The organism is Ilumatobacter sp. (assembly GCF_039969435.1).
GTDB lineage: Bacteria > Actinomycetota > Acidimicrobiia > Acidimicrobiales > Ilumatobacteraceae > Ilumatobacter_A.
Map to the genome: position 1 here is coordinate 258,721 of NZ_JBDVNU010000036.1, position 23,524 is coordinate 282,244.

Genomic DNA, 23,524 nt, shown 5'->3' on the forward strand with positions numbered 1-23,524 from the left:
GGCGCGTGCAACGCACCCGGTTCGCCTCGTTCGTCGAGTGAGTGGTCGCCGGAAGCGGCTCGACAGCCGTTGGTTCGTTGCGTCCGCTCAGGCCACCGCGACGTCGTTCGACCGTTGCTCCTCGTGACGTCGACGGTCACGCCGCCGGAGCGAACGTGGGTGATCGGCGTCTTCCGCGGAGCGGCCGCCGTCGTCCGCGCCCGCCGTGGGAGGGACGATCGGCGCGTTGATCGCCGCGATGGCGAGACCGATCAACGAGGCGGCCTCGACCACCAGTGCGCCCATCGCGACGATCGACGTCGTTCGTGTCTTTCGCTCTCGCACATCAGCACCAGTTCTCCGCCCGCACGGATTTCCTCGCTCGACCGTAGCACTTCGACCACGGAGGGCGTCGACGACGCCGCTCTCCGTGTCGAGTGATCCGACGGTGCCACTGGCTCGGACGTGTCGATTCAGGAGTCCGTCTCGACGCCGAGCCGTGCGACGTCGTCCCGCACCGATCTGCCGGACGACGGGTCGACGATCGGCAGCACGTCGGGAGCGAGACGTCGTGCGGTCAGGAGACCGATCTCGGTGATCTCGTCGATCTCCTCGGCGGACTTCGGGCGCGCGACAGCGAGCTTGTTCAGGTCGCGGTCGCTCAGGATCTGAGCGGGCACCACCCGCACCCGTCGCGCTGCGCCGGCTCTCCACTCGGTCAGCCGCTCGAGGACGAGGTCACCCGACTGGCGTCCACGCCGCAATCCGGCCGGCGGCGCGACGGGTTCCGGCGTGCTCACATCGATCGAGGCGAGATAGGGCGAGATCTGTCGGGCGTATCCGGCCCGGCGTTCGGCGAACGAGAACACGAGTCTGTCGGTTGCCCGTGTCGTGGCGACGTAGAGCAGGCGCGCCTCCTCGGCACGTTCGGTCGACGTGGTGGCCGACTTGTGGGGCATCAGGCTCGTCTCGACACCGGCCACGAACACGGTGTGCCACTCCCGTCCCTTCGCGGCATGGAACGTCAGGAGTTCGACACCGTCGGTGGAGCGATCGTCGAACGGGTTCGTGGTGGCCACCCAGGACCGGAACTCCGCACCGTCGCCTCGCGGTTGGTCGCGGAGGAAATCGAGCAACGTGGTGGCCACTCGTCGATCCGCCTCGGTGCGGGCCACTTCGGCCCGGGCCTCGGCCATCCGCGTCGAGAGAGCAGCTGGCGGCCGCCGCGACGCCGCCGATGAACGTCGGCTTTCGACGGCGTGTTGCTCGAGGTCTGCGAGCTTGGCCTCGGCGGCGCGGAGGGATGCGATGTCGTCGAGTGTGTCGTGGGCCCACGCTCGGAGCCCCGACGCCGACGTGCTCGACGACGCCACGCGCATGGCTGCCTGCAGCGGCGAGTTGCTCGCGTTCGCCGATCGCCGCACCGACATGCCCCGCTCGATCAGCGCCGACTCCACCACGTCGAGTTGCGCGTTCGTTCGCACGAGCACGGCGACATTGCCGGCGCGGATCAGGTTGGGATCGTCCTGAGCGATGCGGGTGGCGATCATGGCCGCCTCGGTGTGTTCGTCCGGCGACGAGGCGACCTCCACCGATCGCCCATCGTCACGCGCAGACCGGATCTCGGTGGGCTGACCTCCCTCACTCAGGACGTGGGCCCCGGCACGCACGATCTGCGGGGTGCAGCGGTGGTTCACCGGAAGCCGGATCACCTCGACACCGGGAAACTTCGTCTCGACCTGCACGAGCAGAGCCGGATCGGCGCCGTTGAAGCCGTAGACCGCTTGGGCGGGGTCCCCGACCAGGAACACGTCGTCACGACCGGCGCGCAGCACGTCGATCAGTCGATGCTGCACCGGGTTCAGGTCCTGGGCCTCGTCGACGAGGAGGTGTCGGAACCGCCAGCGGAGCGCATCGGCGAACTCGACATCTCGCTCGGCGTCGTGCAGCACGTCGAGCAGGACGTCGTCGAAGTCGATCACGCCGCGCGAGCGCTTGAGGCGTTCGTAGCTCGCGAAGACGGCGCCGGCTGCGTCGATCCCGCCGGCGGGACGCCGACCCGCTCGCCGAGCGAGAGCCGCGTAGCGCTCGCTCGGGATCCCGCGGGCCATCGCCCACGAGATCTCCTCGTTGCCGACCTCGACGAGTTGGCGCCCCCCTGCGATGTCGTCGTCGCGCTGGGCGTCGCGGATCAGTCGTCGCCGATCCGACACCAGCGTCTTCGGGCGCCGCTCGGTGTCGGTCCACCGCTGGCGCAGCACGGAGAGCATCACGGAGTGGAACGTTCCGGCCTCGACGTGGTCGCGTAGCCCGAGACGGTGGAGGCGTCGGCGCAACTCGCCTGCCGCCTCCCGCGTGAAGGTGAGGGCAAGCGTGTGGCGTGCATCGGCGTCACCCGTGGCGATGCGGTGGGCGATACGCCGCGTGAGGACCCGCGTCTTGCCCGCACCGGCGCCGGCGATGACGGCGACGAGATGCGATTCGGTCGTGACGGCTGCGCGCTGGTCGAGGTCCAGATCGGCAATCAGCGCATCCGCGTCCACGCGGTCATCGTACGAGGTACACCGCGTGCGGTCGCTGCGAAGTACGTTGTGCTCATGCCGTACCCGCGCAAGCTGCTCAACCCGCACGAGGAGGTCGCCGTCGATCTCCATCCGCACTGGTGGTACTACTCCAAGCCGGTCGGCACGCTCATCGCGTCGATCGCCTTCGGGATCCTGACGCTGGTGATCACGGATCCGGGGACCACGGGACGCAACATCATGGGCTGGCTCTCGCTGGTCTTCCTCGTGCTGTCGGTCCTCTGGCTGATCGGTCGGTACATGAGGTGGGCCACGACCAACTTCGTGATCACGTCGGATCGCCTGATCTTCCGCGAGGGCGTCGTCGCGAAGCGTGGCGTCGAGATCCCGCTCGAGCGCGTCAACACCGTGCACTTCAACCAGTCCGTGTTCGAGCGGATGCTCGGCGCCGGCGACCTGATCATCGAATCCGGCGGCGAGGACGGCCAGCAGCTCTTCACGGACATCCACAACCCCGACCGGGTCCAGCGCGAGATCCACACACAGATGGAATCGAACGAGGCCCGCCGTTTCACCATCTCGGGGACCACCGGAACCGATGTCGCCTCACAGCTGGAGAAGCTCGAAGGCATGCTCGAACGTGGCAGCCTGACCGCTCAGGAGTTCCAGGCGCAGAAGGACAAGCTGCTCGGCAGTTGAGCCTCCGGATCGTCAGCCTCGTCCCGTCGAGCACCGAGACGCTGCTGGCTCTCGGCGCGCAGGTCGTCGCGTGTACGAAGTACTGCGAGCAACCGCACATCGCTCACGTCGGTGGATCGAAGAACCCCGACATCGGGGCGATCGTCGACCTGGGACCCGATCTCGTGGTGCTCGACCGTGAGGAGAACCGGATCGAGGACCACGATGCACTCGTCGCGGCCGGCGTCGCGGTCTTCGTGTCCGACGTGACCGACCTCGCGACCGCCTTCGCCGTCGTCGACGACCTCGCCGCGGCCGCCGGTGTCGATGCCACCGGACACGCCGTGCGCGTGCCGTCGACCGTGAACGTCACCCGCCCCGTGCCCGGGAGGAGCACTGCGTTCGTGCCGATCTGGAGGAGGCCGTGGATGACGATCGGGCGTGCCACGTACGGTGCGTCGCTGCTCGACGCGCTGGGCTTCGATGTCCTGCAGTTCGGCGACGACGCGTATCCGACCGTCGACCTCGTCGACGTGGCCGATGCTGCACCCGACGTCGTGATCGTCCCGAGCGAGCCGTACGAGTTCGACGACGGCCACCTGTCGGAGATCGCGGACGCGATGCCCGCGGCGTCGATCGTCCGCGTCGACGGGCAGGACCTGTTCTGGTGGGGGATCCGGACCCCGGCTGCACTGGATCGGTTGGCCCGAGAACTCGCGCCCCCGTCGACGCACTGACCACCCCGTGGACTCGCCCCGACGTGTCGGCTCCGGCTGCAACGGTCCGGGCTTCGGTGACGATGCCCGCCTCTGTCATGATCGGCGCATGCCGCGAGCTGCACTGTCGACGGGGATCGAACTCGAGTACGAGACCTTCGGTGATCCGTCCGATCCCACGCTGTTGCTCGTGTGCGGGTACACGAGCCAGATGAGCGGGTGGGACGCGGCGCTGTGCGAACGACTGGCGGCACAGCACCTGCACGTCGTGCGCTTCGACAACCGCGACGTCGGGCTGTCCTCCAAGCTCGAGGGATCGGCCCAGCCGATGAAGGTGCTCACGGCGATGATGGCCGGCGAGCCGGTTCCCGACGTGCCCTACACGCTGTCGCACATGGCCGCCGACGGCATCGGCCTGCTCGACCACCTGGGCGTCGAGCGTGCGCACATTGCCGGCGTGTCGATGGGCGGGATGATCGTGCAGACCATGGCGATCGAGCACCCGGGTCGCGTGGCCAGCCTCACGTCGATCATGTCCAGCACCGGCGCGCCGCGTGTCGGAGCACCCACGCCCGAAGCCCGTGAGGCGCTGCTCGCAGCACCCCCATCGGAGCGCGAGGCCTACATCGACGCGTCGACTCGCGGAGCGGTCTGGGCGTCGAAGAAGTACGTCGACCTCGATGCGATCCGGCAGCGCGCCGCCGCCGACTTCGACCGCATGTTCCATCCGCAGGGCGCCACCCGTCAGCTCGCGGCGATCTACGCGAGCGGTGACCGGTCCGATGCGCTGCGCATGCTCGACGTGCCGACGCTCGTGATCCACGGGCGCGACGACACGCTCATCACCCCTGGGGGAGGCGAAGCCACGGCCGAGCTGATCCCAGGATCGAAGCTGCTCGTCCTCGCGGACATGGGCCACGACCTGCCCCGGCCACTGTGGCCCGTGTTCGCCGAAGCCATCGGCGGCCACATCCGCACGTCCACCTCGACGTCCAGTACCACCGCCAGCACCCTCACCCCGGGGTCGGCCGGGGCCTGACCCCGATCGTTCCTCGCCGACCACACGACACAGGAGTCACCACATGCCAGGACCACTCGCAGGACATCGCATCATCGAGATCGCAGGGATCGGGCCGGGCCCGTTCGCAGCGATGCTGCTCGCCGACCTCGGCGCCGAGGTGATCCGCGTCGAACGCGCGGGGGCGGTACGCGGGCCCGCGCCCGACCAGGCCCACGGCGACATCCTGCTGCGCGGTCGGCGCAACGTCGCGATCGATCTGAAGCACCCCGACGGCGTGGCCACCCTGCTCGACCTCGTGGAGCATGCCGACGCACTCATCGAAGGCTTCCGGCCGGGCGTGATGGAACGGCTCGGCATCGGTCCCGACGTGTGCCTCGAGCGCAACCCGAAGCTCGTGTTCGGTCGCATGACCGGATGGGGCCAGACCGGCCCCTACAGCCAGGCCGCCGGGCACGACATCAACTACATCTCGCTCGCCGGCGCCCTCGCCCACTTCGGTCGGCGCGGGGAAGGTCCGACGCCTCCGCTGAACATGGTGGGCGACTTCGGCGGCGGCGGCATGTTCCTCGCCCTCGGCGTGGTCGCTGCACTGCTGGAGGCGTCGAAGAGCGGCGAGGGTCAGGTCGTGGACACGGCCATGGTCGACGGCTCGGCGGTGTTGATGTCGATGTTCTGGGCGTTCAACTCGATGGGCATCTTCGACGAGAACGCACGCGGGACCAACCTGCTCGACACCGGCGCCCACTTCTACGACGTCTACCAGTGCAGCGACGGCGAGTACATCTCCATCGGCTCGATCGAGCCGCAGTTCTACGCCGAACTGCTCCGACTCACCGGCCTCTCCGACGACGAGCAGTTCGCCAAGCAGATGGATCAGGGTGAGTGGGTCGAACTGAAGGAACGCCTCACGGAGATCTTCGCGACCAGGACGCGTGACGAGTGGTGCGAGATCATGGAGCACACCGACGTGTGCTTTGCTCCCGTCCTCACGATGTCCGAGGCCGCAGCCCACCCGCACAACGTCGAACGCGAGACGTTCGTCGAGGTCGCCGGGGTCACCCAGCCGGCGCCTGCGCCCCGGTTCAGTCGCACCGCCAACGAGATCGCGTCGGCACCCGCCTGGCCAGGCGAGCACACGCGTGAAGTGTTGTCCGACTGGGGGATCGCACCAGATCGTGTGGATGCGCTCGTCGAATCCGGCGCCGTCCGCCACGCGGACTGAACGAGCCGAACGCCGCGAGCCGTCGAGCGTCTCACGACGCAGCTGCTGGCAGACTGACCGCCATGGGAACACTGGTCTGTCTGCACGCCCACCCCGACGACGAGTGCATCTCCACCGGCGGGACCATGCGTCGTGCCGCCGACGAGGGTCACCGGGTGGTCCTCGTCGTGGCCACCAACGGCGAGTTCGGTGAGGTGCCCGACGACCTCGGCGACGGCGAGACGCTCGCGGACCGGCGGCGAGCCGAGACCGAGGCATCAGCTCAGGCCCTCGGCATCGCCCGCGTGGTGATGCTCGACTACCGCGACTCGGGCATGACGGGTTGGGCCGGCAACACCGATCCCGAATCGTTCCACCAGGCCGACGTCGATGCTGCTGCCCGGCGTGTCGCAGACATCCTCACCGAGGAGCGCGCCGACGTGTTCACCCACTACGACTGGCACGGCACCTACGGCCACCCCGACCATGTGAAGGTGCACGTCGTCGGCACGCGCGCCGCCGAGATGGTGGAGCACCCCATGCGCACGATGCAGGCGACGTCCAACCGCGACGCGATGGTCGCCATGATCACGGCCGCCCGCGAATCGGGCGTCGCCATGGGTTCCCCCGACGAGGACAGCGACGACGACTTCGACCCCGGGGGCCCCGCCGACGACGGCAACCCGTTCGGCGAACCGGAGGAGGTGTTGACGCTGTGCGTCGACGTCACGGACCGCTCCGCCGCCAAGCGCGCATCGATGCGCTGCCATCGCAGTCAGATCACCGACTCGTCGTTCTTCCTCGAGATGCCCGACGAGGTGTTCGCCATGGCCTTCGGTCGCGAGTGGTTCATCGAGGCCGACCGCACGCCTCCCCATCGGGACGGTTGGATCTTCGAGTGATCGGCGCGTCCGGCGCGGGCGTCGAGGCGGCGTCGACGCCGGGTCGACATCGTCGAGCGTCCGCGTCGGTGTGTGCGGCGTCGTGCATGATGAAGCGATGACATCTCGACCGATTCTCGTGTTGGCGACCGCGGTGTCGATCGCACTCGTCGCGTGCGGTGGCGGCGGGTCCGACGACGCAGATGCCACCGTGCCCGAGATCACGCTGATCACCTCGACGACGGAGGCGCCCGTGTTCGACGAGGGCGACGGAGTCGTCGAACCACCGACGACCGACGGCACCGAGGATTCCGGTCCGACCGCTCCCACCTCCGACGTCGACACCACCGTGGCCACGCCGCCATCGACGGCGGCGCCCACCACCCTGGGGTCGGTCCCGGATCCGGTGACCTCCGCTCCGGAACCCTCGGCACCCGCCCCCACCGATCCCGCACCGGCGTCGGTCGGAGGAGACTTCGTCCTCGGGCCGGACGGACTCGGAGCGGTTCCCTTCGGTACCGAACCGGAGCAGACGATCACGTTCCTCACCAGCGTGCTCGGTGCGCCGACGGCCGACACGGGCTGGGTGGATCCGTTCGAGATCGGGGCGTGCAGCGGCACACGGATCCGGCGGGTCGACTGGAACCAGTTGCAACTCGAGTTCGGTGACGCGTCCGACGTCGTCCAGGGGCGCGACCATTTCTACGCGTACTTCTACGGACGCGAAGGATCGGCCACCGCGGAGCCCGCCGGCCTGCAGACCGCCGAGGAGATCGGCGTCGGATCGAGCGTGGCGAGCCTGCTCGCCGCGTACCCCGGAATCACCCTCTTCCAGGGCGACGACCTCATCGGGCCGTCGTTCAACGTCAACGACAACCTCACCGGCCGGATGAGCGGCACGGCCGACGACGATGTCGTCGAGGTCGTCGTCGGCGGGCTTCCCTGCGACGGATGAGCCGGCGGCCTCGTGGATCTGAACGACCTGCACCGATGGACGGCCTGGTTCCTGATCGGTTCGAACGCCGTCGTGGGACTGTGGGCGCTCGCTGCGCAGTACCTCGTGTCGATTCGACACCGGGCGCTGTGGTGGGCGACCGGCGTGGCACAGGTGTCGACGCTCGTGGTGGCGGCCGTGGGTGCACTGATCGTGAACCGCAACGACATCGAACTCGACTCGTTCCACGCGCTCTACGGGTTCAGCACGATCTTCGCGGTGGCGATCCTCTACAGCTATCGCAACAGCCCGTTCATCTCCGACAAGCTCCACCTCCTGTACGGGTGCGGCAGCCTGTTCATCATGGGCCTCGGGTTGCGAGCGATGTTCCTGACGCCGAGTCACGAACTCGAGGGGCTCACCGCCCTCGCCGCCGTGCTGACGCTCAGGTGACGGCCGTCGGGAGATCGGCCGGGTTCCACGCCAGTTCCACGAGACCGCGTTCGCATGCGAAGCGGTCGGTCATGCCCGCGACGTAGGCCACCGCTGCACGCAGCGCCTCCGTCGAGCCCGCTTCCACGAAACCGAGCGGCACGTCGTCACCCAGGACCGCCCGCGCCGTCGCGTCGGGGATCACGTGAGGTCGGTCGGCGTAGTGCTCGACCAGCGCCCGCAGCAACGAGATCACCGCGTCGGCCTGCTTCGTGCTCGCCGGTCGCAGGTAGATGTTCTCGTAGTTGAACGTGCGGAACGCCGCCAGCGCAGCGGCGATGTCGGGGGTCATCCCGATCTTGCCCGTGCGCCTGGTCGCGGTGACCATCGCCCGAACGAACGTCCCGAGTTGCGTCGACCTGTCACGACCGCACCGTTCGGCCACCAGTTCGGGAAGCATCTCGGCCGTGACGATCCCCGATGCGACGGCGTCCTCGAAGTCGTGGCACACGTAGGCGATCCGGTCGGCCCACGACACGACCTCACCCTCGGGCGTCCGTGGCGCGGGCCGACTCCACGAGTGGTTGCGGATCCCGTCGAGCGTCTCGGCGCACAGGTTGAGCGGACGCAACGTCACGTCGGCACCCCACGGGGCGTGGTCGAAGCCCTCCTCCAGGAACGGTGACAGTGCGTCCTCGCTGGCGTGCCCACCGGGGCCGTGCCCGCAGTCGTGACCGATGGCCATCGCCTCGACGAGTGGCACGTTGAGACTCAACGACTGCGCCACGGAGCGGGCGACCTGTGCGACCTCGAGCGCATGGGTCATCCGGTTGCGCTGGTGGTCGCCCGGGAAGACGAAGACCTGGGTCTTGCCGGCGAGGCGGCGGAACGACGAGTCGTGGAGGATGCGGTCCCGATCGCGTTCGAAGCACGTGCGGTAGGGGTCGGGCTCCTCCTCACGGGCCCGGCTCCCGGCCCCGACGGCCCTGGTCGCGCGACCGGCGAGCAGTTCGTCGTCGCGTTCCTCCCGCGCCTCGCGGGTCAGGATCGTCGCGTCACCGACCGTCGCGTGGGAATCGGCGTGAGCGACCACCACCTCGTCGTCGGCGTGCCCCGCCATCGTCGAGGCCCATCGGTCGGCGCGCTCCACGGCGTCGTCCAGGAACGGCAGGTCATCCACGAGGTGATGGTATTGGGACGGACTCTCCGACGCGACCAACTGCGCCACACCGCGCGCCACACCGCGTCCCACACCGGGCCCCACACCGTGTCGCTCCACCTGTGAACGAGCACGCCGACGTCCGCACTGTCGTCGCGTCGGCCTGGGAAGGGGGCCGGGACGACCTAGCCTGGACGGGTGAGCCAGTTCGTCGACGAGTGTCAACTGAACGTGCGGGGCGGCGACGGCGGCGCCGGTTGTGTCAGTTTCCGGCGTGAAGGTCCCGTCGTGATGGGTGGCCCGAACGGTGGCGACGGCGGCAACGGGGGCGACATCTGGCTGGTCGCCGACCACAACGTCGCCTCCCTGCTCGCGTTCAAGGACCACCCGCACCGCAAGGCCGAGCGCGGCGTGCACGGCAAAGGCAAGGACCTGCACGGCCGTCGCGGTCAGTCGCTCGAGATCAAGGTTCCGATCGGCACCAAGGCCAGCGACCTGTACACCGGCGAGGTCTACGCCGAACTGAACAACCAGGGAGACCGGTGGCTCGCGGCCGCCGGCGGCCGTGGCGGGCGTGGCAACCACAAGTTCCTGTCCAACAAGCGACGCGCGCCGAGCTTCGCCGAGCAGGGCGAACACGGCGAGGAGCGCTGGCTCAAGCTGGAACTCCGCCTGATGGCCGACGTGGCGCTCGTGGGATTTCCGAACGTCGGCAAGTCGACGCTGATCAGTGTCATCTCGGCGGCCAAGCCGAAGATCGCCGACTACCCGTTCACCACCCTGGAGCCGAACCTCGGCGTCGTCCGCCTCGACGACGACACCGAGTTCGTCGTGGCCGACATCCCGGGTCTGATCGAAGGCGCGAGCGAAGGCAGGGGCCTCGGACACCAGTTCCTGCGCCACGTCGAGCGGGCACGCGTTCTGTGTCTGATGATCGATCTCACTCCGACTGCCGAGGTCTGGCCGAACGAACAGCAACGCATCCTGCTCGAGGAACTCGGCAACTACCAGCCCGACCTGCTCGAACGACCTCGGGTCGTCATCGGGACGAAGGCCGACATGGTCGTCGACGGTGACCTCGAGGTGATGGAGTGGAGCGGTCAGGTGATGTCGTCGATCACCGGTGACGGTGTGTCGTCGCTCGTCGGTCAACTGGCTGCTCTGGTGCACGACGCGCGCCAGGCGGTCGACTACGAGGACGGGCTGATCGTCATCCGCCCGGAGCCGAGCGGCGCCATGGTGGCACGGGAGGACGACGGATCGTTCCGACTGCTGGGTCGCGACGTGGAGCGAGTCGTGGCGCTCAACGACGTCACCACACCCGAGGCGCTCGCCTACATCGACTACCGCCTCGAGAAGCTCGGCGTGCCCAAGATGCTGGCCAAGGCCGGCGCGGAGGAGGGCGACGTGATCTGGATCGGCGGATTCAGCTTCGACTACGCGCCCGACCGCTGACCCGGACCCTGCGTCAACGCGGCGACTCGCTGCATCCACGCCCGAGTCGCCCGACGCACGGCAGAATGCAGCCGTGAGAATCGTTGCGAAGATCGGGACTGCGTCGATCACCGACGACAACGGAGCGATCGACGTCGCAGCGATCTCGCGGCTCGCGGACGAGGTGGCGACCTTGCGTGGCCGAGGCGACGAGGTCGTGATCGTCTCGTCGGGAGCCGTCGCCGCCGGCGTCGCCGCACTGGGCATGCCGTCGCGGCCCGCCGACATGGCGACGATCCAGGCGGTCTCCGCGGTCGGCCAGAGCCGACTGGTCGAGGCCTACAACGTCGAGTTCGCCCGGCACGGCCTCGTGGGCGCCCAGCTGCTCGTCGACCCGTTCGACTTCGTGTACCGCGAGCAGTACCTCCACCTGCGCCAGACCATGAAACGACTGCTCGAACTCGGCGTGGTGCCCGTCGTCAACGAGAACGACGCGATCGCCAACGACGAATTGCGCTACGGGGACAACGACCGGATCGCGGCCCTGATCGCCAACAGCGTCGGTGCCGACGTGCTCGTCCTGCTCACCGACATGGACGGGGTGTTCACGGCCGACCCCCGTCGGGACTCGACCGCGACGCTGATCCCGTTCGTGCGGTCCGACGACCCGCTGCTGTCGATCTCGGCCGATGCCGGAGGCAGCGGGCGGGGGAGCGGTGGCATGGCCAGCAAGCTCACGTCGGCGCGGATGGCGTCGTGGTCGGGGATCCGCAGCGTGATCGCCCGTGCGTCACGCCCCGGCGTGCTCGCCGGGTCGGCGCAGAACGAACTGGTCGGCACCACGTTCGAACCGCACACACGCACGCTGTCGGCGCGCAAGCTGTGGATTGCCTTCGCGGCCGACATCGCCGGGTCGATCGTGGTCGACGACGGTGCTCGTCGCGCCCTCACGGATCGTCCGAACAGTCTGTTGCCCGCCGGCGTCGTGCGCGTCGAAGGTGCGTTCGAGACCGGGCACGTGGTGCGGATCGTCGACGGAACGGGCGAGGAGTTCGGACGGGGAATCAGTTCCATGTCGGCGGGCACCGTGACCGCAGCCGTCGGGCGTCGCACGAGTGAGTTGCCCGACGGTCGGTCCCACGTGATCCACCGCGACGATCTCGTCATCGTCTGAACGACCGGCGAATCGGCCGGCCGGGACCGATCGAAGGGATCAGCTGGTGCCGGGCTGCGCCTGGGGTTCGCCGGCCTCGACCGCCTGGGCCTGCGGCGCCGCATCGAGACCGAGTTCGGCACGGAGCTCGGACAGGCGGCTCTGCGCCTCCACGTTCGCCGTGGCCTGTTCGATCTCGAGCACGCGGCTCTCGACGGTGACCTCCTGGAGTTCGGCGGACGCCTTCGCCTTCGCGTAACGGGCCTCGATCTTCTCCTGGACCTCGTTGAAGGTCGGGACGTCGTCACCGACGGTCTCGGTCAGCGATGCCATGGCGGAGTTCATCTCCTCCTGCATCTGGGCCTGATCGAGCTGGCTCATCAGCTTCGACTTCTCGGCGATCTTCTCCTGGAGCAGACGGGAGTTCTGCTTGACGGCGGCCTTGGCCTGATCGGACGCCTGGGTGGACTCCAGCACCATCGCCTTGAGGGATTCGACGTCGGCCTCGACGGAGATCAGCTTGTCGGCGATGATCTCGGCGGCGCTCGTGTACTGGGTGGCCTTCTCGGTGTTGCCGGCCTTCTCGGCGTCGCTCGCCATGATCAGTGCCTGGCGGGCATTGCCGTTGAGCTTGCTCAGCTCCTCCATCTTCTTGTTCAGACGGATTTCGCTCTGCTTCTGGTTGGCGATGACGTTGGCAGCCTGCTCCTTGAGGCGCTTGTGCTGGCTGTGTGCCTCACCGATGGCCTGTTCGAGCTGCACCTTCGGGTCGGCATTGGCCTCGGCCCGCCCGGTGATCTTCGCGACGAAGTACTTCCACTGCCTCTTGATGTACTTGAACATCGCGACATGCTAGTCGGCGGGAGTCGGTCGACGCCCCGACGAACGTGCCGGGAGACGCCGCCTCAGAGCGTCGAGTTCGGGTGCGCCCATCACGGCCAGCAGGCCGAAGTACACGGCGATTCCCGCCACGGTGCCCGCGCCGAGTCGCAGGACGGCGTCGACGCCGACGTTGCCACCGACATTGCGGGCCACGACCCACACGGCCTCGCCCATCAGTGCGCCGGCGACCACCATCCTGGACAGGCTGACGAGGATCGGGCGCAGCTCGAATCCGGGCACCTTGTAGCTCATGATCTGCAGGACCCAGAACGCACTGATGACATAGGCGAGCGCGTACGCCGCTCCGAGTCCGAGCACTCCGTAGGAACCCACGAGCAGGACGGCGAGCAGGATGTTGATCGCGTTCTCCACCACGTTCACCTTGAATGCGGTCTTCGTGTCCTTGTGGGCGTAGAAGCCGCGCAGGACGAAGAGGTAGATCGAGAACGCTCCGAGCCCGAGTGCGAGCCCCGCGAGTGCGCGCGACACGTTGAGGGCGCCGTCGGCGTCGAACTCGCCGTTCTCCAGGAACAGGCCCACCAGCGGGCGACGAAGCACGAACAGACCGATGCCGGCGGGAATCGTGAGCAGGCCGGTCATCCGCACGCCGATCGACATCGTGGTGACGAACGACGCCTTGTCGCGACGCGCCACCGAGCGCGCCAGTTCCGGCTGGAACGTGGTCGCGATCGACACGCCGAGCAGACCCTGGGGGAGGACGAAGTAGGTGAACGCAGCGACGTAGGCGAAGGTGTCGCTGGAGCCCGGGACGGTGAGGTTCTTCACGACGACGAGGGCCGCGATGTTCGCGCCGACGAATCCGAAGGTCCAGAACGACAGGCCGAGCAGACGTCTGACGGCGGGGTGTCGCGGTTGCCACTCGAACCGGAACCTGAATCCGGTGCGCAGCGCGGCGGGGATCAACGTCGCGGCCATGGCCCCGATCCCGAGGGTCGCGCCCAGCGTGAGCGTCCACCGGAACCGGTCGTTCGTCAGCACGTCGTCGAGTGACCACCCGTTCGACGGCGACGGCAGCGAGAGCAGCGTGACGATGATGATCAGGTTCGGCAGCACCGGACTCCACGCCGCCGCGAAGAAGCGCCTCCGGCTGTTGAGGAACGCATTGGCGAGTCCGGTGAGGCCGTAGAAGAGGATCTGGATGAGGAAGATCCGCGTGAGGGTCGTCCCGACCGAACGGAACACGTCGGCGTCGATGTCGTCGGCGACCTGCAGTGAGAAGAGTCGGAAGATCAGCGGTGCGGCGGCGACGGCGATGACGGTGAGTGCGGCGATCAGGGCGACGGCCATCGTGATCACGACGTTCGTCGATTCTCGCCCCCTCTCGTCGTCGGCGTCCTCCGCGAACGAGGAGAACAGCGGGACCAGCGTGGCCGACAGCACGCCGCCCAGGAGCAGTTCGTAGACGATGTTCGGGGTCTCGTTGGCGTTGACGTAGGCGTCGTTCAGCGCGGTGCTTCCGAGCACGCCGCCCAGCACGGTCAGGCGCAGCATGCCGGTGACCCGTGAGAGTGCGGTTCCCGCAGCGACGGTGAGGTTGCTCTTGAGCAGTCCGCTCACGTGGTGCTCATCAGCGTCAGGGTCGGTTCGTCTCGTCGACCGCCTGGCGCAGTGCTTCGAGTTCGATCACGAGGTCGTCGACGTCGTGTTCGTACGCATCGGTGTCTCCCGCCCCGATGGCCACCTCGGCTGCCCGTGAGACCAACTCGTCGAGTCTGGTCTGGGTGAGGCGCAGCCGGTCGGCGGTCTTCTTCGACTCCAGCTCGAGTCGGCGCACCGACTCGAGCTGGCTCTCGACCGAAGCGATCGCCGACTCGATGTCGGGTGTCGATCCCGATGCCGACCGCGTTTCCAGGGTCGCGAGCTTCGAACGCAGAGCGGTGGGTTCGAGCCGTGCGATCGCAGCGTCGATCTGATCTCCACGACGGGCGATGCCCCACGTCTCCCGGAGACCGTCCTCGAGTCGCCCGGCGATCACCGTCATCCGGTCCCGGAGAGGGCCCGGCTCCGCGTCGGCGATGGTCTGACCCAACTTGGTGCCGGAACGAGTGGCGCCCTGCACGAACTGTCGCCAGGGTTCCCCGACCGTGAACGGGTCGAGGCTGCTGCGGCGGTCGGACTTGAGCGAGGTGAACAGTCCGACGACCACCAGAACGGTGACCACCACACCCACGAGGACCAGCACCCACCACATGCGACCCCGACGCTACTTGCCCGCCCGGGCTCGCCGTGAACCTCTGTTGATCCGTCCGGGAGCAGACAACAGAGGTTCAGTCGACGGGATGGATGTCGGGGGCGGTGAGAGTGGTGAGTTCGGCGTCGTCGATGTCGGCGTCGTCGGTGTCGACGAGACGCAACGCATGGTGGCCGACGGCGGCCTCGAACACGTTGCGCACGAACCTCCCGTTGCCGAAACCACGTCCGCGCGGCTCGGCGTCGATCACGGACCGCAGTTGTGCGGCCCCGGCTTCGTCGAGGTGGTACTCCTTGCCACCGGCGATCAGCTCGAAGATCGCGATCAGTTCGTCGGTGTCGTAGTCGGGGAAGTGGATGGTGCGGGTGAAGCGGCTCTGGAGACCCGGGTTGGAGTCGATCAGCGTCTGCATCTCGGCCGGGTAGCCCGCGGCCACGACCGAGAGGTCGTCGCGGTGGTCCTCCATGAACTTCACGATCGTGTCGACCGCTTCGAGGCCGAAGTCGTTCTCGCCGCCGCGTGCCAGCGCGTAGGCCTCGTCGATGAGCAGGGTGCCGCCGATCGCGGAATCCAACACCTTGCGGGTCTGCGTCGCGGTCTGGCCCACGAAGCCCGCCACGAGTCCCGAACGATCGGTCTCGACGAGATGGCCCTTCGTCACGACGCCGAGTGATCGGAAGATCTGCGACAGCAGCCGGGCGACGGTGGTCTTCCCCGTTCCCGGGTTCCCGCTGAAGACCAGGTGTTTCGACGTCTCGATCGTGGGCAGATCGCGGGCGGCGCGCAGTTCCTGGATCCGCAGCAGCGATGTGAGGCGTCGCACCTCCTCCTTCACGTGGTCGAGTCCGATGAGCGCGTCGAGTTCGGCGAGGAGTTCCTCGATCGGACGCTCGGCAGGCAGTTCGACCTCCGGTTCGATCATGGCCTCGCCACCTTCGGTGGCCCCCGCCCGAGTGGCCGGCGCAGGAGCGTCGGGTCGTCCGGGTCGGGGAACACCGTGCTCGTCCATGGCGGTGAGCAGCATCGAGCGGAACGCATCGATTGCGCGGATCTCGTCGGGCGAGGGGATCAGGTCGAGGGCCGCCGTGGCATGGGCGAGAGCCAGAGCCAGTGTGTAGTACTCGTTGGCCCGACGCTTCGTGTCCTTGGCATCGGCCCGCACCAGCAGGTCGAACATCGTGCTCGGCGAGTCGAGCCACTCCTTGCGACCGGCGAACGTGTCGTCGTCGCGCAGTTGTTGCGGCGTGACGATCATCGACGGTCGCAGCCGCGTGCCGATCGCACCGATCCACGCGTCGAGTTCGTCGGTCGTGTGACGACCGTCGGCGTCGATGAAGGCGGCGACGAGGTTCGAGGCCTCGATGACGCACTCGGCCCGATGGTCGACACCACCGGACAGGTCCGAGAGCATCGTCGACATCGTGTCGATCAGGTCGACTGCATGGTCCTCGAACGCCTCGCTCATCGGCGTCACACTATGCACGCCGGTCGAGTGGCGGAGAACGTCCGGTGATCCGCCGTCTGGGATGATGACGGGATGGACGTGACGTGGGAACCACCGGGGCCGGGCACGTGGGAGCGTGATCGGTCGCACTTCCCGCCGACGGTGTCGCGTCTGATGATCGAGATCCTGGAGGATGCAGCTCCACGCGGCATCGCCGAAGGCTTCGACCTGGTCGGTGCGCCGCTCGCGACGATGGACGTCCGATTCGTCAACGGCCAGTTCTACCGACGCCTCGTGCCGATCATCGGAGGCGGTGCCGGGTCGCGCCGCCCGCCGCCGAACCCGGTCGTGCGGGCCGTGTTCGCCGTGCATCCTCGTCTTCGTCGGCGGGTGCGAACGGCGGTCGCGGCGATGGACAGCGGAGTGTGGAACGCCGAGGCCGATCGTTGGGACTCCGAGTGGAAGCCGGACCTGATCGCCACCAACCGGCGGCTCGGATCGGTCGACGTCGCCTCGCTCGACCAACCGGCGCTCGCCGACCACGTCGCGGAGTGCATCGAACACTGTCGGCGGGCCGCCGTGTTGCACTTCCGCCTCCACGTCAGCGACCTCGGTCCGATCGGCCGCCTCCTGGCTGCGACCGACGAGTGGGGGATCGATCCGGTGTGGGTGATGGCTACGCTCGCCGGGGCGTCACCGTCGACGAGCGAGGCGATGGATGCGCTGCGTCCGATCGCACGGCTGCTCGACGAGCGTGGCGTCGAGGTCGGCAGTCTCGACGATGTCCGAGCGGCCGGGGCCGACGTGGCGGGTCTGCTCGACGACTATCTGCTCGACTTCGGCGGCCGCCTCACGACGGGCTACGACCTCACCGACCGGACGCTCCTCGAGCTTCCGGACGTGACCGTGGCGTCGCTCGGTGACCCACAGTTGCTCGACGAACACACGACCGCCGAGAGAGCGCAGCGACGCGGCGACGAGACACTGGCGGCCGTGCGACAACAGGTGCCGGATCGGGAGCGCGCTCGATTCGACGAACTGGTGGTCGAAGCACGACGCCTGTACGGGCTGCGCGACGAGAACGGCCCGCTCACCGTGGAGTGGCCGACCGGTGTGCTGCGCACGGCGATGCTCGAAGCCGGTCGGCGTCTGGCCGCCGGCGGCCGCCTGGTCTCAGCGGAGCACGTGGTGAACTTCGGCGGCGACGAACTCGTGGCATCGCTGCGCGGGCAGGTGGGGCCGCGAGCCGAGGCGGTCGCGACCCGTGACGAGGTGAGACTCCGACGTGCCGGGTTCGAGTCGCCGGCCCACCTCGGCCCCGAGCCCGTCGAACCGGACCTCGCCGCACTCCCCGAAGCGATGCGGGAGATGATGTCGATCTCGCTGTCCGTTCTCCGACTTCTCGAAGCCGCCGACGCGAGTGCGCCGACCGAGGGCGTCCTGGTCGGCACGGGGATCGGCGTCGAGGCGTACGTCGGCACTGCACGCGTCGTGACCGACGCCGACGAGGCGTTCGATCGAGTGGAACCGGGTGACGTGATCGTCGCCCCGTTCACCGTGCCCACCTTCAATTCGGTCCTGGCGCTGGCCGGCGCCGTGGTGACCGAACAGGGGGGCCTGCTGTGCCACACGGCGGTGATCGCACGCGAGTTGGGGATCCCCGGAATCGTCGGCGTGGCCGGCGCCCTCGACATCCCCGACGGGGTTCGGGTGGAGGTCGACCCGGTCGCCGGCACGGTGACGGTCGACCCGACGGTGGCGCGCACGATGTGACGAACGACGGCCACCGACGCCGGTGGCCCCGGTCAACGGACGCTGGTGCGGCCCGTGAACGCGATGAACTGATCGAGGGCGCTCGAGGAGTCGGTGGGGACCGCGTCGCCGAAGCGGCCCGGGCCCCGCATCTGATCGGCCATCGGCCCGATCGCCTGATGGACCGCAGCGGCGCTGGCGTCGTCGATGCCGTGGTCGATCCCGGCCGCATCGGCGATGTCCCATGCGTGGGTCATCGTGTCGGCGCTCATCAGCGACAGGAACCCGTCGAGCGGCATGCCGAACGGGGTGTCCTGATCGAGGGCGTGCGGCTGGTCCAGGGCGGCGATCGCGGCGTCGACGGCTGCACTCACGGTGGCGGCCGGGTCGTCACCGGCACGTTCGGCTTCGGGCATCGCGTCGGCCATCGCCCCGCCCTCGGCGAAGCTCGCCACGGTCTCGAGTCCCCACGAGATGTGGCCGGCGACGTGTCGGGCGGTCCAGCCCTCGCAGCACGAAGGACTGTCCCACTGGTCGGCGGGCACCCGGTTGACGACGCTGCGCAGCATCGATGCACCCTTGACGAAGCTCTGCAGGTTCTGACTCATGTGACGCACGTTAGGCCATCGGAGCACGATCCGATTCCAGCGCAACGTCGAGCGACCGGTAAGTTCGACCCATATGACGACGATCCCCGATGCCGCACTCACGGTTGACGCCGAGCCCCGTTTCGAGAGCGTGCAGCAGGTGCGCGACTCACTGCGTGACGCCCAGTACCTCTCCGACGACGGCATCGCCGGCATCGTGTACCTCGCCGACCGACTCCAGAAGCCGATCCTGGTCGAGGGGCCGGCGGGCACGGGCAAGACCCAGCTCGCCAAGTCGGTCGCCGACATCACCGGAGCGAAGCTGATCCGCCTGCAGTGCTACGAAGGACTCGACGAGTCCAAGGCGCTCTACGAGTGGAACTACAAGAAGCAGTTGCTGCGGATCCAGACCGAGAAGGGCGCCGACGGCGTCGAACAGGGCGAGGACTGGACCGACGTCCGCGACGACATCTTCTCCGACGAGTTCCTGCTCACCCGGCCACTGCTCGAGGCGATCACGTCCGACGAGCCGGTGGTGCTGTTGATCGACGAAGTGGATCGCGTCGAGGTCGAGACCGAGGCGTTGCTGCTCGAGATCCTCTCCGACTACCAGGTGTCGATCCCGGAACTCGGCACGATCACCGCCAAGCAGATCCCGCTCGTGTTCCTCACCTCGAACAACACCCGCGAGTTGTCCGAGGCGCTCAAGCGGCGCTGCCTCTACCTGCACGTCGACTACCCGCAGCTCGAACGCGAGAAGGCGATCGTGTTGGCCAAGACCCCGGGCATCACCGACAACCTGGCCGACCAGATCGCCCGCGTCGTGCGCTCCATCCGCCAACTCGACCTGAAGAAGTCTCCGTCGGTGTCCGAGACCCTCGACTGGGCCCGCACGCTGATGCTGCTGAACATCGAGACGATCGACGAGCAGATCGCGAAGGACACGCTGAACATCCTGCTCAAGTACCAGACCGACATCGCGAAGGCCGCCAAGGAACTCTCGATCGATGAGTGAGCGAGCCCGATGACCGATCTGGTGGGTTCGCACACCAAGCAGCCGGGCGGCATGCTCGACCTGCTCAACGGCTTCGTCGTGGAGTTGCGCAATGCGGGGCTCCCCGTGTCGCTCACGGAGAACCTCGACGCCATGCAGGCGGTGCAGCACATCCCGATCGAGGATCGCGATGCCTTCAAGTACGCCCTCGGCGCCACGCTGATCAAGAACCACTCGCACTGGCGCAGCTTCGAGACCGTGTTCGAGGTGTACTTCAGCCTCCGCGGGCCCGAGTACAAGATCTCCGATGGGGACGGCGACAGCGCGATCGACGACCTGTGGCGCGAGATGCAGGAGCAGCAGCAGGGCGAAGGCCAGGGCCAGGGCGGCATGGACGGGATGACTCCCGAAGAGATCGCCAAGATGCTGATGCAGGCGCTGATGAACGGCGACCAGGGCATGATGCGCGCCATGGCCAAACAGGCCGTGCAGCGCTTCGCCGGGATGGAACCCGGCCGCCCCGTCGGCGGCACGTACTACCTCTATCGCACGCTGCGCAATCTCGACCTCGACAACATGCTCGACAAGATGATGCAGGCGTCCAAGGAGGAGACCGGCGGTGAACTCACCTCACTCGAGGAACGTCTGGAGAAGGAGGAGTTCAGCGACCGGATCGAGAAGTTCAAAGGCGAGATCGAGGCCGAGATCCGTCGGCGCCTGGTCGCCGACCGTGGCGCCGAAGCGATGGCCAAGACTCTGCGCAAGCCGCTGCCGGAGGACGTCGAGTTCATGCACGCGTCACGCGACGAGATGCAGGCGCTCAAGAAGTCGCTCGGGCCGCTGACCCGCAAGCTCGCCGCCCGTCTGGCCCGCAAACGCAAGCACAAGCGCAAGGGTCCGCTCGACTTCCGCAGCACGGTGCGCCACTCGCTCAGCTACGGCGGCGTGCCGGCGGACCCGAAGTTCAAGGCGCCGCGTGTCGCGAAGCCCGAGTTGATCGTGATCGCCGACATCTCGGGATCGGTGGCTGCGTTCGCGCGCTTCACGTTGATGCTGGTGTACGCGATCCAGAACCAGTTCAGCAAGGTCCGTTCGTTCGTGTTCATCGACGGAATCGACGAGGTCACCGACTACTTCAAGGCCACCGAGGACATCCAGGAAGCGATCCATCGGGTCAACACCGAGGCCGACGTGGTGTGGGTCGACGGGCACTCGGACTACGGACACGCCTTCGAGGCGTGGTGGAACGAACACGGCAAGGACGTCAGCCCGAAGTCGACCGTGCTGTTCCTCGGCGACGCACGCAACAACTACCACGCGAGCCAGGCCTGGGTCGTGAAGGAGATCCAGAAGAAGGCCCGCCACGTGTACTGGCTGAACCCGGAGCCCCGGAGCTACTGGAACACAGGAGACTCGATCGTGGGGGAGTACGGCACGTTCACCGACGGCGTGTACGAGTGCCGCAACCTTCGCCAACTCGAGTCCTTCGTCGACCTGTTGGCCTGACCCGTCCTGCGTGAGCACCACTCGACGGAGTTCGAGTGGCCCGAAACGCACCGCCACTCGCCTGACCGACGCGACGCACGGTCAGGCGATGGGCGCCCGGCTACGAAGCGACGACCACGGGATCGTCGAGGCGACGCAGGAAGTGGTCGGGGGCGCGGTGATTGCGCGGACGCATGATCATCAGCGCCATGTCGTCCTCGGAATCGGCGACGGCGTCGTCGAGCACGATCCGCACGATGTCGGCGCACGACTCCTCGAAGTGATCGCGCACGAGACCGGCGACGCGCTCGACACGCGTGTCCCAGGAACCGTCCCGCCGTTCGACCAGTCCGTCGCTGAACAGCACGAGGAGGTCGTCGACTGCGTACGTGAAGCGCACCGGCTCCGCGAGGTCGACGTGGAAACCGAGAGCGGGGCGCATGCCCTCACCGACGACGTCCCATCCACCATCGCCGCGAACGTGGAGCATCGGCGGATGGCCGGCCGCAGCGATCCGTCCCGTGGTGGTCCCGTCGAGCATGACGACGATCACCGATGTCATCGACGCGCCCGGGAAGTCCCGCGCGAATCCGTCGAGATGTGCGACGACGTCGTGGGGTTCGGCGCAGCAGCGACTCAGTGCGTTCGTGGCCGCCCGGAGTTGGCCCATCACGCCGATCTGGCCGAGTCCGTGCCCGACCACGTCTCCGACGATCGCCACGACCTGATCATCGGGCCGATCCACGAGGTCGTACCAGTCGCCTCCCAATCGAAGGTCGTCGTTGTGGGACCGATAGCCGGCGCCGACCTCGGTGCAACCGACCGGAGGGAGCGAGGCAGGGAGCAACAGACGTTGGAGTTCCCGGAGCCGTTGCGCTTCGCTCGCAGCCGTGGAGTCGGTCGCGGACACCGATCGAGACACGCTCCCACGATATCTCCGTCCTCGGGAGCGCCGTTTCGCCCGATCGAGTGAGCGGGGTCATGCGATCGGCGAACGGCGCGTCACCTCGGGGCACACCCGGATCTCTCAAGGTGCCATGACTCGCGACCGATCAACGACGTGAAACGTTGCCACGACGATCAGGACCCTGACGTCGACCCGAGCGAGGAACAGTCGATGCGTCCCACAGAGCACTCCGACGACGGTCGACCGGGACGGTCTCCGACGCCCGCCCGACCGCTGGACTTCGACTTCATGGATGCGTCGGAGTGGCTCGACTTCCACTGCGAGTTGTGGGACGTGGTGGGTGAACTCGACCTGGCGGTCTCCACGATCGGGGCCGGCGCGATCAGACTCCGTCACGGCCATTCGGTCGGTCTGCTGCAACTCGCGCAACACTGTCACCTGCGTCCACCCGACCAGTGGCGCCCGTTGATCGTCGACCACCTCCGCACCATGACCGCCCACCTCCACGACATCGTCGAACCGTTCTCGATGTTCGATCTCCGGGTGCGTCTGGTCCCGGACACGCCCGACGACGAGGTGACGCTGCGGGCACTGGGCGCACGCCCCTTCGCCGAGGGGATCGTCCAGGTCCTCGCCATCGACGTCGCCGATGCGATCCGCTGCGTTCCGGTCACCGAGGTGACCGAACGCGGGTGGGACCTCGACGAGGCATGGCGGAGCGCCTTGGCCCAGACGGAGATGTTCGAGGCCCCCGAGGAGATCCACACGATCGACATCGGCGGGGTCGACATCATCCACGTCTTCGGCGAGCGGTCGTTCACCGCCGGGATGATCGGAGTGGTCGATCGTCTAGTGGCCGAGATCGCCCACATCGGGACGACGGGAGCGATCGTGTCGATGCCGCTGCGACACAGCATGCTCGTCCACCCCGTCGACGGTGCCGAGGTGCGGACGGCCATCGCCGGCATGATCCCGATCACCCGACAACTGTTCAAGCAGGGGCCCGGCTCGGTGAGCCCGCACCTGTACTGGTGGCGCGAGGGGAGGCTCCAGTGGATACCGACGTTCTTCGATGGCACCATCGAGGGCGTCGAGTTCTACCCCTCTGCCGAACTCGCCGACGTGATCGCCGGCTTCGTCGACTGAGACCG

The 23,524-nt window shown here is 67.9% G+C and carries 22 protein-coding genes; 13 read left to right on the plus strand and 9 right to left on the minus strand.

The window, feature by feature from the left end; genetic code table 11:
• Positions 1-87: 87 nt before the first annotated feature.
• A complete protein-coding gene (locus tag ABJK40_RS18480; RefSeq protein WP_348479291.1) occupies positions 88-285 on the minus strand; it encodes a hypothetical protein in 198 nt (65 codons plus the stop codon).
• A 167-nt stretch (positions 286-452) separates the two neighbouring features.
• Positions 453-2,522 (minus strand): UvrD-helicase domain-containing protein, encoded by a 2,070-nt coding sequence (locus ABJK40_RS18485; RefSeq protein WP_348479290.1) that lies wholly within the window; start codon positions 2,520-2,522, stop codon positions 453-455.
• Between the two features lie 54 nt (positions 2,523-2,576).
• Here ABJK40_RS18485 and ABJK40_RS18490 point away from each other — a divergent pair, with 54 nt between their 5' ends.
• From ABJK40_RS18490 to ABJK40_RS18520, 7 genes are all read left to right on the plus strand, one after another.
• Positions 2,577-3,200 (plus strand): PH domain-containing protein, encoded by a 624-nt coding sequence (locus tag ABJK40_RS18490; protein ID WP_348479289.1) that lies wholly within the window; start codon positions 2,577-2,579, stop codon positions 3,198-3,200.
• Positions 3,197-3,916 (plus strand): helical backbone metal receptor, encoded by a 720-nt coding sequence (locus ABJK40_RS18495; protein ID WP_348479288.1) that lies wholly within the window; start codon positions 3,197-3,199, stop codon positions 3,914-3,916. The genes ABJK40_RS18490 and ABJK40_RS18495 overlap by 4 nt, the downstream gene beginning before the upstream one ends.
• A gap of 88 nt (positions 3,917-4,004) precedes the next feature.
• Positions 4,005-4,934, plus strand: coding sequence for an alpha/beta fold hydrolase (locus ABJK40_RS18500; RefSeq protein WP_348479287.1), 930 nt, complete (start codon positions 4,005-4,007; stop codon positions 4,932-4,934).
• A gap of 43 nt (positions 4,935-4,977) precedes the next feature.
• Positions 4,978-6,138, plus strand: a complete 1,161-nt coding sequence (locus tag ABJK40_RS18505) for a CaiB/BaiF CoA-transferase family protein (RefSeq protein WP_348479286.1) — start codon at positions 4,978-4,980, stop codon at positions 6,136-6,138.
• A 62-nt stretch (positions 6,139-6,200) separates the two neighbouring features.
• A complete protein-coding gene (locus tag ABJK40_RS18510; protein WP_348479285.1) occupies positions 6,201-7,019 on the plus strand; it encodes a PIG-L family deacetylase in 819 nt (272 codons plus the stop codon).
• Between the two features lie 97 nt (positions 7,020-7,116).
• Entirely contained in the window at positions 7,117-7,953 is an 837-nt protein-coding gene (locus ABJK40_RS18515) for a hypothetical protein (RefSeq protein WP_348510368.1), read from the plus strand.
• 12 nt (positions 7,954-7,965) lie between these two features.
• Positions 7,966-8,385, plus strand: coding sequence for a hypothetical protein (locus tag ABJK40_RS18520; protein ID WP_348480146.1), 420 nt, complete (start codon positions 7,966-7,968; stop codon positions 8,383-8,385).
• On the opposite strand, the gene ABJK40_RS18525 is transcribed toward ABJK40_RS18520, so the two are convergent.
• Positions 8,378-9,484, minus strand: coding sequence for an HD domain-containing protein (locus ABJK40_RS18525; protein WP_348480233.1), 1,107 nt, complete (start codon positions 9,482-9,484; stop codon positions 8,378-8,380). The two genes, ABJK40_RS18520 and ABJK40_RS18525, sit on opposite strands and share 8 nt — an antisense overlap.
• A 237-nt stretch (positions 9,485-9,721) precedes the next feature.
• Between ABJK40_RS18525 and obgE the strand changes: the two genes are divergently transcribed.
• Both obgE and proB read left to right on the plus strand, forming a co-directional pair.
• Positions 9,722-10,978: a GTPase ObgE gene (gene obgE / locus ABJK40_RS18530; protein ID WP_348480147.1), complete on the plus strand. Its 1,257-nt coding sequence runs from the start codon at positions 9,722-9,724 to the stop codon at positions 10,976-10,978.
• 73 nt (positions 10,979-11,051) lie between these two features.
• Positions 11,052-12,131: a glutamate 5-kinase gene (gene proB / locus ABJK40_RS18535; protein ID WP_348480149.1), complete on the plus strand. Its 1,080-nt coding sequence runs from the start codon at positions 11,052-11,054 to the stop codon at positions 12,129-12,131.
• Between the two features lie 39 nt (positions 12,132-12,170).
• Here proB and ABJK40_RS18540 read toward each other — a convergent pair whose 3' ends face one another.
• From ABJK40_RS18540 to ABJK40_RS18555, 4 genes are all read right to left on the minus strand, one after another.
• Positions 12,171-12,953, minus strand: coding sequence for a PspA/IM30 family protein (locus ABJK40_RS18540; RefSeq protein ID WP_348480151.1), 783 nt, complete (start codon positions 12,951-12,953; stop codon positions 12,171-12,173).
• A 9-nt stretch (positions 12,954-12,962) separates the two neighbouring features.
• Positions 12,963-14,570 carry a murein biosynthesis integral membrane protein MurJ gene (gene murJ / locus ABJK40_RS18545; protein WP_348480152.1) on the minus strand — a complete coding sequence of 536 codons (1,608 nt, stop codon included), beginning with the start codon at positions 14,568-14,570 and terminating at the stop codon, positions 12,963-12,965.
• A 16-nt stretch (positions 14,571-14,586) separates the two neighbouring features.
• Positions 14,587-15,204, minus strand: a complete 618-nt coding sequence (locus ABJK40_RS18550; RefSeq protein ID WP_348480153.1) for a hypothetical protein — start codon at positions 15,202-15,204, stop codon at positions 14,587-14,589.
• 76 nt (positions 15,205-15,280) lie between these two features.
• Positions 15,281-16,669 (minus strand): AAA family ATPase, encoded by a 1,389-nt coding sequence (locus ABJK40_RS18555; RefSeq protein ID WP_348480154.1) that lies wholly within the window; start codon positions 16,667-16,669, stop codon positions 15,281-15,283.
• A gap of 72 nt (positions 16,670-16,741) precedes the next feature.
• On the opposite strand from ABJK40_RS18555, the gene ABJK40_RS18560 reads away from it, so the two are divergent.
• Positions 16,742-18,421 (plus strand): PEP-utilizing enzyme, encoded by a 1,680-nt coding sequence (locus ABJK40_RS18560; protein ID WP_348480155.1) that lies wholly within the window; start codon positions 16,742-16,744, stop codon positions 18,419-18,421.
• Positions 18,422-18,453: 32 nt separating this feature from the next.
• Here ABJK40_RS18560 and ABJK40_RS18565 read toward each other — a convergent pair whose 3' ends face one another.
• Complete coding sequence (locus ABJK40_RS18565) at positions 18,454-19,008, minus strand: TIGR03086 family metal-binding protein (RefSeq protein WP_348480156.1); 555 nt, start codon at positions 19,006-19,008, stop codon at positions 18,454-18,456.
• A 73-nt stretch (positions 19,009-19,081) separates the two neighbouring features.
• Between ABJK40_RS18565 and ABJK40_RS18570 the strand changes: the two genes are divergently transcribed.
• A complete protein-coding gene (locus ABJK40_RS18570; protein WP_348480157.1) occupies positions 19,082-20,002 on the plus strand; it encodes a MoxR family ATPase in 921 nt (306 codons plus the stop codon).
• Positions 20,003-20,011: 9 nt separating this feature from the next.
• Positions 20,012-21,487 (plus strand): VWA domain-containing protein, encoded by a 1,476-nt coding sequence (locus ABJK40_RS18575; RefSeq protein WP_348480159.1) that lies wholly within the window; start codon positions 20,012-20,014, stop codon positions 21,485-21,487.
• 100 nt (positions 21,488-21,587) lie between these two features.
• On the opposite strand, the gene ABJK40_RS18580 is transcribed toward ABJK40_RS18575, so the two are convergent.
• Positions 21,588-22,388, minus strand: a complete 801-nt coding sequence (locus ABJK40_RS18580) for a PP2C family protein-serine/threonine phosphatase (RefSeq protein WP_348480160.1) — start codon at positions 22,386-22,388, stop codon at positions 21,588-21,590.
• Positions 22,389-22,583: 195 nt separating this feature from the next.
• On the opposite strand from ABJK40_RS18580, the gene ABJK40_RS18585 reads away from it, so the two are divergent.
• On the plus strand, positions 22,584-23,519 hold the full coding sequence (locus tag ABJK40_RS18585) for a hypothetical protein (protein WP_348480161.1): 936 nt from the start codon (positions 22,584-22,586) through the stop codon (positions 23,517-23,519).
• The last annotated feature ends 5 nt before the right edge of the window (positions 23,520-23,524 follow it).

Excerpts from the sequence above, each read along its gene's own strand:
- ABJK40_RS18480 (WP_348479291.1), bottom strand. The coding sequence starts at position 285 with ATGGGCGCACTGGTGGTCGAGGCCGCCTCGTTGATCGGTCTCGCCATC.
- ABJK40_RS18490 (WP_348479289.1), top strand. The coding sequence starts at position 2,577 with ATGCCGTACCCGCGCAAGCTGCTCAACCCGCACGAGGAGGTCGCCGTC.
- ABJK40_RS18500 (WP_348479287.1), top strand. The coding sequence starts at position 4,005 with ATGCCGCGAGCTGCACTGTCGACGGGGATCGAACTCGAGTACGAGACC.
- ABJK40_RS18505 (WP_348479286.1), top strand. The coding sequence starts at position 4,978 with ATGCCAGGACCACTCGCAGGACATCGCATCATCGAGATCGCAGGGATC.
- ABJK40_RS18510 (WP_348479285.1), top strand. The coding sequence starts at position 6,201 with ATGGGAACACTGGTCTGTCTGCACGCCCACCCCGACGACGAGTGCATC.
- ABJK40_RS18515 (WP_348510368.1), top strand. The coding sequence starts at position 7,117 with ATGACATCTCGACCGATTCTCGTGTTGGCGACCGCGGTGTCGATCGCA.
- ABJK40_RS18525 (WP_348480233.1), bottom strand. The coding sequence starts at position 9,484 with ATGGCGGGGCACGCCGACGACGAGGTGGTGGTCGCTCACGCCGATTCC.
- ABJK40_RS18540 (WP_348480151.1), bottom strand. The coding sequence starts at position 12,953 with ATGTTCAAGTACATCAAGAGGCAGTGGAAGTACTTCGTCGCGAAGATC.
- ABJK40_RS18550 (WP_348480153.1), bottom strand. The coding sequence starts at position 15,204 with ATGTGGTGGGTGCTGGTCCTCGTGGGTGTGGTGGTCACCGTTCTGGTG.
- ABJK40_RS18555 (WP_348480154.1), bottom strand. The coding sequence starts at position 16,669 with ATGAGCGAGGCGTTCGAGGACCATGCAGTCGACCTGATCGACACGATG.
- ABJK40_RS18560 (WP_348480155.1), top strand. The coding sequence starts at position 16,742 with ATGGACGTGACGTGGGAACCACCGGGGCCGGGCACGTGGGAGCGTGAT.
- ABJK40_RS18565 (WP_348480156.1), bottom strand. The coding sequence starts at position 19,008 with ATGAGTCAGAACCTGCAGAGCTTCGTCAAGGGTGCATCGATGCTGCGC.
- ABJK40_RS18570 (WP_348480157.1), top strand. The coding sequence starts at position 19,082 with ATGACGACGATCCCCGATGCCGCACTCACGGTTGACGCCGAGCCCCGT.
- ABJK40_RS18575 (WP_348480159.1), top strand. The coding sequence starts at position 20,012 with ATGACCGATCTGGTGGGTTCGCACACCAAGCAGCCGGGCGGCATGCTC.
- ABJK40_RS18585 (WP_348480161.1), top strand. The coding sequence starts at position 22,584 with ATGCGTCCCACAGAGCACTCCGACGACGGTCGACCGGGACGGTCTCCG.